Source organism: Streptomyces sp. BK208, from assembly GCF_004364245.1.
Taxonomy (GTDB): Bacteria; Actinomycetota; Actinomycetes; order Streptomycetales; family Streptomycetaceae; genus Streptomyces.
Genome location: NZ_SOAV01000011.1, coordinates 102,427 through 117,021 on the forward strand (window position 1 = coordinate 102,427; position 14,595 = coordinate 117,021).

General features: G+C 72.5%; 10 protein-coding genes. 1 reads left to right on the plus strand and 9 read right to left on the minus strand.

Going from position 1 to position 14,595, the window contains the following annotated elements; genetic code table 11:
• Window positions 1-33: 33 nt before the first annotated feature.
• A complete protein-coding gene (locus tag EV562_RS25555) occupies window positions 34-1,413 on the plus strand; it encodes an OFA family MFS transporter (protein WP_133889202.1) in 1,380 nt (459 codons plus the stop codon).
• Window positions 1,414-1,503: 90 nt separating this feature from the next.
• On the opposite strand, the gene EV562_RS25560 is transcribed toward EV562_RS25555, so the two are convergent.
• The 9 genes from EV562_RS25560 to EV562_RS25600 all read right to left on the minus strand — a co-directional run bounded on the left by EV562_RS25560 (window position 1,504) and on the right by EV562_RS25600 (window position 14,379).
• A complete protein-coding gene (locus EV562_RS25560; RefSeq protein WP_133889203.1) occupies window positions 1,504-2,718 on the minus strand; it encodes a sugar phosphate isomerase/epimerase family protein in 1,215 nt (404 codons plus the stop codon).
• A gap of 113 nt (window positions 2,719-2,831) precedes the next feature.
• Entirely contained in the window at window positions 2,832-4,229 is a 1,398-nt protein-coding gene (locus EV562_RS25565) for a nucleotide pyrophosphatase/phosphodiesterase family protein (protein ID WP_133889204.1), read from the minus strand.
• Window positions 4,226-5,401, minus strand: a complete 1,176-nt coding sequence (eboE, locus tag EV562_RS25570; RefSeq protein WP_133889205.1) for a metabolite traffic protein EboE — start codon at window positions 5,399-5,401, stop codon at window positions 4,226-4,228. Before eboE ends, EV562_RS25565 begins: the two co-directional genes overlap by 4 nt.
• A gap of 3 nt (window positions 5,402-5,404) precedes the next feature.
• Window positions 5,405-6,253: a TatD family hydrolase gene (locus tag EV562_RS25575; RefSeq protein WP_133889206.1), complete on the minus strand. Its 849-nt coding sequence runs from the start codon at window positions 6,251-6,253 to the stop codon at window positions 5,405-5,407.
• Complete coding sequence (locus tag EV562_RS25580) at window positions 6,253-6,990, minus strand: EboA domain-containing protein (RefSeq protein ID WP_133889207.1); 738 nt, start codon at window positions 6,988-6,990, stop codon at window positions 6,253-6,255. Before EV562_RS25580 ends, EV562_RS25575 begins: the two co-directional genes overlap by 1 nt.
• Window positions 6,991-7,004: 14 nt before the next feature.
• Window positions 7,005-8,120: a sugar phosphate isomerase/epimerase family protein gene (locus EV562_RS25585; protein WP_243860172.1), complete on the minus strand. Its 1,116-nt coding sequence runs from the start codon at window positions 8,118-8,120 to the stop codon at window positions 7,005-7,007.
• Entirely contained in the window at window positions 8,117-9,187 is a 1,071-nt protein-coding gene (locus EV562_RS25590; RefSeq protein ID WP_133889208.1) for an SCO3242 family prenyltransferase, read from the minus strand. The genes EV562_RS25585 and EV562_RS25590 overlap by 4 nt, the downstream gene beginning before the upstream one ends.
• Entirely contained in the window at window positions 9,184-10,455 is a 1,272-nt protein-coding gene (locus tag EV562_RS25595; RefSeq protein WP_133889209.1) for an inositol-3-phosphate synthase, read from the minus strand. Before EV562_RS25595 ends, EV562_RS25590 begins: the two co-directional genes overlap by 4 nt.
• A gap of 210 nt (window positions 10,456-10,665) precedes the next feature.
• Entirely contained in the window at window positions 10,666-14,379 is a 3,714-nt protein-coding gene (locus tag EV562_RS25600) for a ThuA domain-containing protein (RefSeq protein WP_133889210.1), read from the minus strand.
• Window positions 14,380-14,595: the final 216 nt, after the last annotated feature.

Sequence of the window (14,595 nt, forward strand, 5' to 3'; positions counted from 1 at the left end):
GGCCAGATCTTTCGACGCAAGGGGTGCAACGACATGACAACCACCGATGTCACACGGGTCGCCGGCTACCGGGAGGTGACCGACAGGAACGGGCGCGTCTACCGCGTGGGCGAGTCCGACATCGACATCATGGGGCGCAAGCGCAAGTGGATGGTGATCCTGCCCTGGATCGGCATGATGGGTATCTCCTCCGCCGAGTACGCGTTCGCGTCCGCCGAGGACACGCTGCACGAGGCCCACCACTGGTCCAGCGGCAGCATCTACTGGATGATGACCGCCTGGGTGTTCTGCCAGGCCGCGGTCGCCTTTCCGGCGGGGCGGCTGCGGGAGAGCGGCAGACTGCCGGCGCGCTGGGCGATGATGCTGGGCTCGGTCGGCACGCTGCTGGGTTATCTGTCGCTGGCGTACGCGCCGCACGTGGCGCTCGCCTTCGTCGGGTTCGGCGTGTTCAGCGGGATGGGCGCGGGCATGGTGTACGCGACCTGCGTCAACATGGTCGGCAAGTGGTACCCGGAACGCAGGGGCGGGAAGACCGGCTTCGTCAACGGCGGCTTCGCCTACGGTTCGGTGCCGTTCGTCTTCATCTTCCACGGCTACATGGACGGCTCCAACTTCCGCTGGGTGCTGGTCTCGGCGGGTCTCTTCCTCGCCGCCATGGTGGCGTTCGCCGGTTTCTGCTTCCGGGACCCGCCGAAGAACTGGTGGCCGGCCGCCGTCGACCCGCTGAACCCGCCGGCCGACCCGCGGGCCCGGCGTTCGCTGGAGAAGAACCCTCCGGCCGTCAGGCAGTACTCCCCGCTGGAGGCCTGGCGGACCGGCCGGGTGGCACTGATGTGGTTCTGCCTCGCCTGCACCTCCGGCGTGAACATCTTCGGTATCGCCTTCCAGGTCGACATCGGTGAGGAGGCGGGCTTCGCGGCCGGTGTCGTGGCCACCGCCATGTCGCTGAAGGCGATCGTCAACGGTACCGGGCGCGGCGTCATCGGCTGGCTCTCCGACCTGTACGGCCGCAAGCAGTGCCTGCTGTACGTGTGCGCGATCCTGGGCCTCGCCCAGTTCGGCATCATCCTGTCGGCGGAGATCAAGAACCTGCCGCTGTTCCTGGTCTTCTCCGCCGTCTCCGGTTTCGGCGGCGGCGCCATCTTCCCGATGTTCGCGGCGCTGACGGCGGACTACTTCGGCGAGAACAACAACGCCGCCAACTACGGGATGGTCTACAGCTCCAAGCTCGTCTCCGGTCTGGGCGCGGGCATGGGTTCCGTGGTCGTCGCGGCGTGGGGCTACAACGGCGCCTACACCCTGGCGGGGTCCATCTCGATCTTCGCCGGGTTCGTGGCCCTGGGCCTGCGTCCGCCGGGTCGGCCCAAGGACAAGCGCATCACGCCCAACCCCCGTCCACTCGGCGAGGGATGAGCGAGGGGCGAGCCGACGCTGCCACCCCCGCACGGACCGGGCGGCCCCTCCCGCAGCGCGCGGGAGGGGCCGCCCGGTCCGTGTCGCGGGTCAGTGGCGGCGCTTGCGGAGGGCCGCCAGGCCGTCGTAGCTGATCTTCGCCTCGCGCAGTGACTGCGCCGGGTCGGTGGCGCTCGGGGAGTTGTCGTCCTCGACCATCGGGTTGTGGTAGTTGCGCTGTCCGACGCGCGAGAAGAACGTCGTGTAGTCGATGACCCCGGTGCCGAAGGGCACCATGTCGTACCCCATGCCGTTGGTGGTGCTGACGACGCCGTCCTTGGCGTGGAACAGCGGGTAGCGCCGGTTGTTGCGGGCGACCAGGCCGGCCGGGTCGAAGACGTTCTTCCGGGTGGAGCCGTCGTGCGCGGTGTACTCGTGGAACTTGTACTGGGCGACGTGCGCCCAGAAGATGTCCATCTCCAGCCAGACCACCCTCGGGTCGGTGATCTTGAGGAAGTACTCCAGCTTCCGGATGCCCGAGCTGCGGGTCGGCCTGCCCTGGTCGTCCAGCGGGCCGCCGTCGAGCAGGAAGCCGTAGGCGCTGTCGTGGTTGTGGGTGTAGAGCTTGATGCCTTCCCGGTGGGCGATCGCACCGAGGGCGTTCCACTTGTCGGCGGCCACGTCCCAGTCGGCCCGGTAGGAGCTGCCGGTGGGGTCGCCGCCGGTGCCCATGTGGTCCATGCCGAGGATGTTGGCGATCTCCAGGTGCTTCTTGAAGGTGTCCTTGTCCGCCTGGGTCAGCGGCCAGGACGACGGGATGAAGCCGTGGTTGCCCTGGGCGCGCAGGCCGTAGTCGTCGAGCCAGGAGCGCAGCAGCCTGGCGCCCTGGACGGATTCGAGGCTGGCGCCGCCCGGTGCGTTGGCGTGCTGGTTGTAGCCGGCGAACTCCACCTGCCGGTAGCCGTGGCGGGCCAGCTGCTTGAAGACCTCGCGGAAGCCGGAGGGCAGGTCGGAGGCGAGAGGGTCGCGGGCGGTGGCGTCGCGGACGGTGTAGAGGATGATGCCGCGCTTGTCGGCGGGGACGAGGACCTGCCCGTGCCCGTGGTCGTGCCCGTGCCCGTGGTCGTGGTCTCTGTCGCGGCCGTGGGCGAGGGCCGGGGAGGCGCCGAAGACGGGGGCCGCCACGGCTCCGGCCGCCACGGCGGTGCAGGTGCTGAGGAAGCGGCGCCGGCCGACGCCGAGGCTGCGGCGCAGGCTCTCGCCCGGGCCGTCGGCGGCGGGATCGGTGCCGGCGTCGGTGCGGGAGGGGTCGGTGAACGGGGTCACGGGTGCCTGCCTTCTGGGTCGTGGCCTGCGCCGATGCGGCTCGGGCAGGCCGTTGTCAGTGCCGTGTGTTTCACTCTCAGTAGTCGGATCTCGGCGGGCGTACCGAGGGTGCGTCAGTCGAGTCCGGCCAGCCGGAGCAGGAGTTGTTTCACGTCGGTGGCCGCGACGCGGTCTCCGACAGCGCGGGGGGTGGAGCAGATGAGGAGCGGACCGTCGTCGTCGCTCGCGGGGAGGCGGCCGTGGCTGCCTCGAATAGGTGAGGCGTCCAGGGGCACGACCGCCATGCGGTAGCGCATGCCGAGCTTCTTGCGGGCCAGCGCGCCGGCGGCCTTCACCTTGACGTAGGGGTCGAGCGGATCCATGAACAGCTCGACCGGGTCGTAGCCGGGTTTGCGGTGGATCTCGACGAGCTGCGCGAAGTCGGGCGCGCGGTCGTCGTCGAGCCAGTAGTAGTACGTGAACCAGGCGTCCGGCTCCGCGACGGCGACGAGTTCACCGGCGCGCGGATGGTCGAGGTGCTGGGCCTTCTTGCCCTCGTCGTCGAGGAGTTGTGCGATGCCGGGCAGCCCTTCGAGGGCGGCGCGGGCCGCGTCGAGGTCCTCGGGACGGCGGACGTACACGTGGGCGATCTGGTGGTCGGCGACCGCGAAGGCGCGGGAGGCCATCGGGTCGAGGTATTCCATGCCGTCCTGGGTGTGCACTTCGAGCAGTCCGGCGCGGCGCAGGGCGCGGTTGATGTCCACGGGCCGGCTGACGGGGGTGATGCCGTACTCGGACAGCGCGACGACGGTGCGGCCCTCGGCGCGGGCGTCGTCGAGCAGCGGTGCGAGGGCCGCGTCCAGGTCGGCGGCGGCTTTCAGGGAGCGCGGGTCGTCGGGGCCGAAGCGCTGCAGGTCGTAGTCGAGGTGAGGGAGGTAGCAGAGGGTCAGGTCGGGGTGCCGGGTGGCCATGATGTGCCGGGTGGCGTCGATGATCCACTGGCTGGAGACCAGGTCCGCTCCGGGTCCCCAGAAGTGGAAGAGGGGGAAGGTGCCGAGCTTGTCGGTGAGTTCGTCGTGCAGGGCCGGGGGCCTGGTGTAGCAGTCGGGTTCCTTGCGGCCGTCGGCGTAGTAGACGGGACGGGGGGTGACGGTGATGTCGGTGTCGGCGCCCATGGCGTACCACCAGCAGATGTTGGCGACGGTGTAGCCCGGGTGGGCGCGGCGGGCGGCGTCCCAGAGTTTGTCGCCGGCGACGAGCCCGTTGTGCTGGCGCCACAGCAGGACGTCGCCGAGTTCGCGGAAGTACCAGCCGTTGCCGACGATGCCGTGCTCGGAGGGCATGGTGCCGGTGAGGAAGGTGGACTGCGCGGCGCAGGTGACGGCGGGCAGGACGGTGCCGAGCGGCGCGCGGGACCCGGACTGGCCGAGCTGCTTGAGATGGGGCATGTGGTCGAGGAGGCGGGGAGTGAGGCCGACGACGTCCAGGACGAGCAGGGGCGTGGGCGCGCCGGAGGAGGTGGGTCGGGTCATGGCAGTTCCTTCAGGCCGAGGTCCGTCAACAGGTCGCGGGCGAGGGTCAGCTCGGCGGCGATGCCGTCGGTGAGCTGGGCGCGGGCGCGGGGCCGCAGCTCGGGCGGAAGGGCCTGCCACGTGTAGGTCTCGACCTCCAGGTGGCGGGTGAGGGGGTGCGGGCCGCCCACCAGCCGGGTCAGCGCGGCCTTCAGGACGGGGAGGGTGGAGGTGAGGGGCGCGGCGGGGGCCGCGTGCAGGGGGACGTGGAAGTGGGCGCGCCAGGGTGCGGCGTGGGGCAGCGGGCCGCCGTCCGCGAGTGCCTCGTCGAGGTCGTCGGTGCCGTGCAGACCGCCGGAGGGGGTGGTGGTGCGGGTCTGGTGCAGGAAGCGCGGCTCGGCGAACGCGGCGAGGGCTTCGCGGACCTCGGGGTCGGCGGGGTGTTCGGCGTGCAGCGCGGCGGACAGCTGGGACTTGACGACGGGTACGCGGGCGGCCGCGAGGGCGTCCAGGGCGGTGTACGGGTCTTCGAAGGAGGTGGCGAGGTGGCAGGTGTCCACGCAGACGCCGATGCGCTCGTGCGCGATGGCGGTGAGCGGGGCGATGGCGTCGTGGGTGGTCTCGACGACGCAGCCGGGTTCGGGTTCCAGGCCGACGCGGATGGAGCGGCCGGTCAGCTCCTGGAGGGCGTCGAGGCGTTCGGCGAGGGTGACCAGGGCGGCGCGGGCCTTGTCGGCGCGGGTGTCGTCGTACGCGGTGCGCCAGGCGAGCGGCAGGGTGGAGATGGTGCCGTCCGTGACGTCGTCGGGCAGCAGTCCGGCGAGCAGGCGGGCCAGGGAGGTGGTGTGGTCGAGGCGCTCTGGGTCGGCCCAGTCCGGCCGGTAGACGCGGTACTTGACCTCCTGGGAGCCGAAGCCCTCGTACGGGAAGCCGTTGAGGGTGACGACCTCCAGGCCGCGCCGGTCGAGTTCGCCGCGCAGGCCGCGCAGTGCGGCGGGGTCGGTGACCAGGGCGTGGGCGGCGTCCCGGGCGAGCCACAGGCCGATGCCGAGGCGGTCGCGGCCCAGTCGCCGGCGGATCGGCTCGCAGTGGTCGCGGAGCTGGGCGAGGACGCCGTCGAGGGTTTCGGCGGGGTGGACGTTGGTGCAGTAGGCGAGGTGGACGGTGGAGCCGTCGGGGTGCCGGAAGCGCATCGTTCACTCCCCGCCGCGCAGGATGGAGTTCCCTTCGTGGGTGGTGTCGCCCGGGGCCACGTCGAGTGCCAGGCGCCCGCTGAGCCCGTAGAAGGCGACGGGGTTGCGCCACAGCACTCGGTCCACGTCGTCCTCGGAGAAGCCCTCGGCGAGCATCAGGTCCCCGACCTTGCGGGTCTTCAGCGGGTCGCTCCTGCCCCAGTCGGCGGCGGAGTTCACCAGGACCTGCTCGGGGCCGTACTCGCGCAGCAGGGCGACCATCCGGGCCTCGTCCATCTTGGTGTCGGGATAGACGGAGAAGCCGAGCCAGGCACCGCTGTCCTTGGCCTCCTTGACGGTGGTCTCGTTGAGGTGGTCGACCAGCACCCGCTCCGTCGCCAGCGCGGACTCCCGGACCACGTCGAGGGTGCGGCGCAGACCGGCGAGCTTGTCGCGGTGCGGGGTGTGCACGAGGGCGGGCAGGCCGTGGTCGGCGGCGAGCTGGAGCTGGGTGGCGAGCGCGGTGTCCTCGGCGGGCGTCATCGAGTCGTAGCCGATCTCGCCGACGGCCACCACGCGGTCCTTGACGAGATAGCGGGGCAGTTCGTCGAGGACGGGCAGGCACCGGGGGTCGTTGGCCTCCTTGGGGTTGAGGGCGATCGTGCAGTGGTGGGCGATGCCGTACTGGGCGGCGCGGAAGGGTTCCCAGCCGAGGAGGGCGTCGAAGTAGTCGCGGAAGGAGTCGGGAGAGGTGCGGGGCTGGCCCAGCCAGAAGGAGGGTTCGACGACGGCGCGGACGCCGGCGGCGTGCATGGCCTCGTAGTCGTCGGTGGTCCGGGAGGTCATGTGGATGTGGGGGTCGAAGATGCGCATCAGGACTCCTTGCCGTGGGGGTCGGCGGTGCCGGGCGCGGGAGGCGCGGACTCGGTCAGGGCCAGGACGCGGTGCAGGTCTTCGGGGACGGTGCGGTCCGCGGCGGTGCGTTCGGCGGCGTAGTCGGCGAGCATCCGGGCGAGTTCGCCGTCACCCCGGGCCCGGCGGGCGAGGTCCGCCACGCTGTCGACGGGGACGCCGGTGAACAGGCACTTCAGTACGGCGTGCCGCCACTGGTGCGCGTCCAGGTGCCGGGCGGCGTACGGGCCGAGGGCGGCGGCGACGAGCCGGGTGTCGTTGGTCCGCAGGGCGTCCTCGACGAGGGGAAGCGCGTCCGGTCCGGGCACGAGGTGGGGCAGGGCGTGCAGGACGGCGCGGCGTTCGTCGGCGGTGCCCTGGGTGTAGACGCGGGTCAGGGCGTCCGTGTCGGCCCGGGCGGCGTGCAGGACGAGGACGCGGGCCGCGTCGGCGTGGGCGGGCCCGCAGCGGCGGCCGGCCTCGGCGAGGCGCAGCTCCCACACCGAGATGGGGCCGTGGGTGCCGGGGTGGGCGGCGGCCTCGTCCAGGGCCTGGTCCAGCCAGGCGCGGGCGGCTCCGCCGAGCCGGGCGGACAGGGCAGTGCGCAGGTCGGCGGGCGGGACGTGGGCGGGGGTGGTGCCCTGGGTGTCCTGACCGCCGGGTGTGCCGTCCGCGTCCTGGGTGTGGGGGGTGACGTGGGCGGCGTGTGGCTGCGTCATGGGGGTGGCTCCCTTCAGTGGGTGGCGGAGGGCTCGCCCGAGCGGTCGGTGCGCGGTGGCGACGCCGGTGCGGCGCGGCGGAGGAACGGGAGGGAGCGTTCGGCGAAGTGGGGGCCCGCGTGGGAGTGACGGGGCAGTTCGACGACGGTCAGGCCCTGGTAGCCGGTGGTGGCGAGGGCCTCGAGGACGGGCGGGAAGTCGATCTCGCCGTCACCGAAGGGGAGGTGTTCGTGGACGCCGCGGCGCATGTCCTCGATCTGCACGTGTCGCAGCCAGGGAGCTGCGGCGCGCACGCAGTCGGCGGGAGGGAGCGGTTCGAGGCACTGGCAGTGGCCGATGTCCAGGGTGAGACCGAGCGGTTCGGGGTCGCCGAGGAGGCGGCGCAGCGTGTGGAAGTCGGCGAGGGTGGACAGGAGGTGACCCGGCTCGGGCTCCACGGCCAGGGGGACTCCGGCGGTGGCGGCGGCCTCCAGGACGGGGGCGAGGGACTCGGCCAGCCGCTTCCAGGCCGTGTCCTCGTCCGTGCCGTCCGGGGTGACGCCGCTGAAGCAGTGCACGGCATGGGCGCCGAGGTCGGCGGCGACGCCGACGGCACGGACGAGGAGGCCGGTGCGCCGGGCGCGGTCCTCCGGGTCGGGATCGAGCAGGGTGGGGCCGTGCTTGCGGCGCGGGTCGAGTACGTAGCGCGCTCCCGTCTCCACGGTGACGTCCAGACCGAGCGCGTCCAGCCGTGCGGCGATCCGGCGGGTGCGGGCGGCGAGGTCGTCGGCGAGCGGGTCGAGGTGCATGTGGTCGAGGGTCAGGCCGACACCGTCGTACCCGAGGTCGGCGAGGAGGGCGAGGGCGTCGTCGAGGCGCAGGTCGGCGAGGCCGTTGGTGCCGTACCCGAAGCGGAGCGGATGCGTGGCGGCTCCCCCCCTCGCCTTGCCCCGGGCCGCAGGAGCGGCACCGGACTCGTTCGGCGCGGCGCCCGGGGCCGGGCTCGGGGGCGGGGCCGGGCTCGGGGGCGGGGCCGGGGTCGGGCTCGGGGGCGGGGCCGGGCTCGGGCTCGGGGGCGGGGCCGGGCTCGGGGGCGGGGCCGGGCTCGGGGGCGGGGCCGGGGTCGGGGGCGGGGCCGGGGCCGGGGTCATGTGATGCTCACCTTCCTCATGGCGGCCCTCCTCGCGAAGCGGCGGCCGGCCGGGGCGAGGGCGGCGACCAGGAGCGACGTGATCTGCGCGCCGGAGCGGGCCGCGAGCGCGGCCTGGAGCGGGACGGTGGCCCGGATGCCGCCGCCCACGGCGCGCTGGGTGAGCGGGGGTGAGGGGTTGAGTACGGCGTGGAGATAGGGACGGGCGGCCGTCGCGGTGTAGGCGGCGGCCAGGGCGGCCGTCAGGGCGTCGGTGGCGGCGGGCGCCGGATTGGGGCCCGGCAGGCCGGGGGCGGCTGCTGCCCGCCGGCCTGCCGGGAGTCGGGTGCGGCGGCGGGCGACCAGACCGGTCAGCACTCCCGTCGTCGCGAGGGCGGCCAGCGGGGCGAGGACCGAGCCGCCGGTGGTTTCCCTGCGGGAGACGGCCGTGACCGCGAGGGTGTGGCTGCCGAGCAGCGCGGCCGACGGCAGGGCCGCGCGGGTGCCGCCGCCGGTGGCGGCCGCGCCCAGGAGCAGGTCGAGGCCGCGGGCCGCCGCCATGGCCGCGGGACCGGCCGGCGTGTGCTTCAGGGCGAGGTCGTAGGCCCAGACGGTGGCGGCCAGGGGTGCGGCCACCGCGAGGGCAGGCCGTCCCGCGCAGGCCGCCAGGGCCAGCCCGGCGCCGGTGAGGGCACCGGCCGCCGTGAGCGCGGCGGCGGGGCGGATGCGGCCGGACGGGAGGGGGCGGTGGGGGCGCTCCGCGGCGTCCTCGACGCGGTCGGCCCAGTCGTTGAGGGCCATGCCGGCCTCGTACAGGCACAAGGAGGAGCCGATGGCGAGCAGGGTGCGGGGGCCGGGGCGCGCACCGGCCGCCGCCGCGCCGGCCAGGGCGTCACCGGGGACGGTGAACAGGGCGGGTAGGCGCAGCAGTTCGGCCCAGGCGCCGGCGCGGGAGGTGTCGGCGGGTGGCTCGGCGGGCGCGGGCGGTCGTGCCGTGCCTCCGGAGGCCGCTCCGGGCGCCCGCGGGGCGTCGGCCGTCGCGGGTGACCCACCGGCCGTGTCCCGCGCCGTGGCGACGGTGCGGCTCATCGCCCCGCCTCGCGCTCGCCGGCGTGCCCCACGGACCGGACGGCCGGGCCGTCCCCGGCGGTACCAGCGTGTCCGCCGTCTCCTCCGACTCCCCCGTCTCCCACGTCCCCGCCGTCCTTGGCGACCCCGCCGTCCCGGACGCCGTCCGCCAGCCGTCCGGCGAAGCGTTTCAGCTCTCCGTACTGCTCGGCCAGGGAGGACGGGCCGTCCCCCACCGGGTCCTTGAAGTAGAAGCCCAGTTCGCCCAGCGGGCCGGTCAGGCCCCTCTCGTGGGCACGGGCGACGAGGCGGGCCAGATCGAGGACGAGTGGCGCGGCGAGCGACGAGTCGCAGCCCTGCCAGGTGGTCTGGAGGACCATGCGGGCGCCGAGGAAGCCGTCGAAGGCGATGTGGTCCCAGGCCGTCTTCCAGTCGCCGAGCGCGGGGACGTCGTCGATGTGGACCTCGCCCTCGACGGGGGCGCCGAGGGTGTCGGCGAGGACGCGTTCCTTGCCGGCGTTCTTCGCAGCGGCCGCCGCCGGGTCGGCGAGGGCGGCCCCGTCGCCGCCGCCCAGGAGGTTGGTGCCGGACCAGGCGCGCACGGCGAGGGCGCGCTGGGCGAACATCGGGCCGAGCACCGAGCGCAGCAGGGTCTGGCCGGTCTTGCCGTCACGGCCCGCGTACGGCACGGCGGCGGCCTCGGCCTCGGCGGCCAGCGCCGGGTGGCGCAGTCCGGTCGACGGGGTGAAGTTGACGTACGGGCAGCCGGCGCGCAGGGCGGCGGCCGCGTAGAGCGAGCTGGCGGGGAGGGCGCCGCCGGTGGGGGCGGGCTCGGTGGAGGCCACGTTCACCACCACCGTCCGGTCCACTCCTGTGCGCCGGGCGAAGTCGGTGATGTCCGCGGCGAAGGCGGTGATCAGTTCCGCCTCGTCACGGGTGTCGCCGGGCATCGGGCCGCCGGGACGGATCTCGCGGTCGGCCGCGGCCAGTTCGGCGCCGACGGCCGAGGGAAGCCCGTGCGGCAGCACGCCCCCGGCGGCCAGGGCCTCGGCCCGCTTGGGCAGGGGGCAGTCCACGGTGTCGTGACCGCCGAAGACGAGGGACGAGAGCGCGGGCAGGCCGGCGTCGGCGAAGTCCGGGGTCTCGGTGACCATGCCGGTCGGGGGGTTCAGCCCCGCGGTCACGGCGGCACAGCCCGCCACCACGGTGGTGGCGACGGAACCGCGGGCTCCGATCAGCCAGACACCGGTACGGGAGCCGTGGGAGGAAGCAGAGGGGGACGCGGACATGGGCAGCCTCCTTGTCGAGCGCGTCGGACACACACGAGCGGTGGTACGGCCGGCGTGGTACAGCCGGGGCGGTGCGGCCGGAGGGGTACGGGGCCGGGGTTCCGGTCCGGGTGACGGCGGGCGGAGGTCCGGCGTCCTCCGCCCGCCGCCGTTCCGGTCGCCCCTGGAGGGTCACTCCCGAGGGAGGTCACCTCTCAGGGGCAGGGCGCCCTAGGAGGGCAGTTCCTTGAGCTGGATGTTGCGGAAGGAGACCTGGTCGTCTCCGCCGTGGTTCTGCAGGCCGATGTAGCCGTCGGTCAGGCTCCGCTCGGGGTCCTTGTTGGTGAAGTCGTTGATCTTGACTCCGTTGAGGAACACCTGGAGGCGTTCGCCCTGGACCTTGATCTCGTAGGAGTTCCACTGGCCGGGCGGCCGCAGCACCTGGTCACGGGCCTTGATGTTCGCCGCCTTGAACGTGTAGATCGCACCGGTGGTGCGGTCCACGGCGTCCGTGGCGTCGATCTGGATCTCGTAGCCCTTGTTCACCGCGGACCAGGGGTCGTCGGAGGCCGGGAAGCCCACGAAGACGCCGGAGTTGTCGTCGCCCTGCATCTTCCAGTCGAGCTTGAGGGAGTACGACTTCAGCTCCTTGGCCTGGTACCAGAGCAGGCCCATGCCGCCCTCGGACTCCAGGGCACCGTCCTTGACGTTGAACTTTCCGGGACCGGCCTGCTTCCACCCTTCCAGGGTCTGGCCGTTGAAGATGTCCCGGTAGCCCTTGGCCGGCTTGCAGTCCGCCTTGACCTGGCCGGTGGCGTACTGCATGCCGCCGAGCAGGTGGCCGCGGAAGGCCTCGTCCGCGTAGGACTCCTTGGTGTGGCCGAGTCCGGTGTAGAAGGAGCGGCCGCCGCCGTAGTTCTGGCACCAGGCGATCGGGTGGTCGCCCTTCATGGTGCCGCCGGAGTAGGTCGTCTCGTCGAGGGTGGCGAGGACCTTGGCCTGCTCACGCGGGTTGGTGCGGTAGTTGTACAGCTCGTCGGTGCGCTCCCAGGCGTCGTCCAGGTGCGCGGTGGCCGGGTGGTCGTGGTCCTCGACGCGGACGGTGGCCTTCTGGATGGCCGGGTGCGAGTCGAAGTAGGCGCCGACGAGGCCGCCATAGAACTCCCAGTCGTACTCGGTGTCGGCGGCGGCGTGGATGCCCATGTAGCCGCCGCCGTTCTTGACGTAGTTCTCGAACGCCTTCTGCTGGTCGGCGTTGAGGACGTCCCCGGTGGTGGAAAGGAAGGCCACCGCGTCGTACTTGGCGAGGTTGGCGGTGGTGAACTGCCCGGCCTCCTCGGTCGCGGTGACGGAGATGCCGGCCGGGGTGCCCAGCTCCTTCAGGGCGGCGACGCCCGCCGGGATGGAGTCGTGGCGGAAGCCCGCGGTCCTGGAGAAGACCAGGACCTTCTTGCCGGCCGTGAACGCCTCCTTGGAGAACTCGAAGTCGTCGATGTCGAACAGCGCGCCCTCGCCGCCCCGGAACACCAGGTAGACGTCGGTGGTCTTCTTGGGCAGGGCCCGCAGCGGCACGTCGACGTTCTGGAAGGTCTCCCAGCTGCCGGTGGGCGGGATGTACGCCGAGCCGTGCAGCGGGCCGGTGGGCGAGCCGGTGCGCACCTCGACGTAGCCGCCGGCGCCGCCGGAGGAGGCCCGTACGGTCAGCTTCTTCTGCCCGTCGAACCTGTAGGGGCTGAAGGAGATCCAGTCACCGTCGTTGATGTCGCCGACGGTCTTGCCGCCGTTGGCGCCGGTCTTGTCGATCGGCGACACGCCCTGCTGGGCGGTGAAGTGCTCGGCCTGGCGGTGCGGCGGCTGGATCACGGTGCGGGCGGTCCCGGTCAGGGCCTCCTGGCCGTTGGCCCCGCCGTCGGTGTAGCTGGCGCCGACGACGCCGTAGATGTTGGCGTTGGGGTCGTGGCCGCCGTCGCCGGGCGGCGGGTTGAGGGTGCCCTCACAGCCCATCTCGCTGGTCAGCTCGTGGGCGTGGGAGTCGTGGCCGAGGCTGTAGGCGACCTTGACCTTGGAGCAGTCGATCGTCTCCTCGGGGTCGGTGACCTTCACCTTGAAGGGAATCGGCTGCCCCATGGGGAGCAGGGTGCCGTTGCCGGGAGTCTCGATGACCACCTTGGGCTCGGTGTTGCCCACCACGATGCGGACGCTGGCGTGGCCGGTGTTGCCGTCGGGGTCCGTGGCCGTGAAGGTCGCGGAGTAGGTGCCGATCTTCTTGTACTTGTGGGTGGGCGTGAGGCCCTCGCCCTTGGTGCCGTCGCCGAAGTCCCAGCTGTAGGTGAGGTCCGGGGAGTCGGCGTCCTTGGCGGAGCCGGTGAAGGCGACCTTCAGGCCGGCGGCGCCGGAGGTCTTGTCCGCGCTGACCTCGGCGATCGGGGAGAAACCGTCCGAGGCGTTCTCGATCCGGTACAGGGCGGAGTCCTTGTCGCCCTGGAACCAGGACAGGCCGTAGTCCAGGACGTAGAGGGCGCCGTCGGGGCCGAACTCCATGTCCATGATCTGGGTGCCGGTCCACGGGAAGTCGTTGATCTTCGCGACCGCGCCGTCCTCGGTCTGCTCGATCCGCTTGATCCAACGCCGGCCGAACTCACCGGCGAAGAAGTCCCCGTCGTACTCCTCGGGGAACTTGACGCTGGAGTCGAGGTCGGGGTCGTAGCGGTAGACCGGGCCGCCCATCGGGGACTCGGAGCCGCTGCCGAACTCGGGCACGGAGTCGTCGTCGTACGGGATCCACGCGGCCTGCGCGGGCGGCAGGTCGGTGAGGCCGGTGTTGTGCGGCGAGGTGTTCTTCGGGGCGGCGCAGTCGAAGGTCTCGCCAGAGGTCTGGGTGGCGAAGTCGTAGTCGACGTACGGGTCGTTGTCGCCGGTGCAGAAGGGCCAGCCGAAGTTGGCGGCCTTGGTCACCTTGGCGAACTCGACCTGCCCGGCCGGGCCCCGCTTCGGGTCGGCGGCGCCGGCGTCGGGGCCGTAGTCCCCGACGTAGACCGTGCCGGTCTTCTTGTCGACGCTGATCCGGAACGGGTTGCGGAAGCCCATCGCGTAGATCTCGGGGCGGGTCTTCTCGGTACCGGGCTCGAAGAGGTTGCCCTCCGGGATGGTGTACGAGCCGTCCTCGGCGACCTTGATGCGCAGGAGCTTGCCGCGCAGGTCGTTGGTGTTGCCGGCGCTGCGCCGGGCGTCGAAGGCCGGGTTGCGGTCCGGGCGCTCGTCGATCGGCGAGTAGCCGTCGGAGGCGAACGGGTTGGAGTCGTCACCGGTGGACAGGTAGAGGTTGCCCTCGGCGTCGAAGGCGATGTCGCCGCCGACGTGGCAGCAGATGCCGCGGGAGGCCGCGACGTCCAGGACCTTCTTCTCGCTGGCCATGTCCAGCGTGCCGTTGGCGTTCAGGACGAAGCGGGAGAGGCGGTTGACGCCGTCGAACTTCTTGAAGTCCTCGGCGGTGCCGTTCTCCGGGGCGTCGCCCGCGGGGGTGTCGAGCGGCGGGGCGTAGTAGAGGTAGATCGCCCGGTTGTTCTCGAAGTCGGGATCGATGCCGACGCCCTGCAGGCCCTCCTCGTCGTGGTTGTAGACGGGGATCTTGCCGGCGACCTTGGTGACGCCACCCTGGTCGGTCAGGCGCAGTGTGCCGTCGCGGGCGGTGTGCAGGACGCTGCGGTCGGGAAGCACCGCGAGCGACATCGGCTCGCCCATCTCGGGTTCGCCCTTGGCGAGCGGCACCTGCTGGAACTGCCCCTCGGCGGCCGCCGTCTCGTCGTGCTCCGGGTGACCCGGGTGGGCTCCGGCGACGGTGGCCGGGGCGCCCACGGCCAGCAGCAGGCCGGTGAAGAGGGCGAGTGTGGTGCGGAGCCTTGGACGCCTTGTGGTGCTGGTGGCTTTGAGTCTGGTTCTGTGCACGAAGTCCCTCCGGGAACGGGGTGGGCCGTATGGGGATGGGTGCGGAGACGTGCGATGCGGGCGCCGGGGTGCGCCGTCACCCCGGGGGCGTCAGTGTCCTGAACACTTCAGGGACGGTAACCGCGTTCTTCCGGGGCGAACACCCCTTGGACCGTGAATGGTTGAACTTTTTCCCAGCTCAGGACAAAGCAGGATCGGGGCAGCCCGGACCGGGCA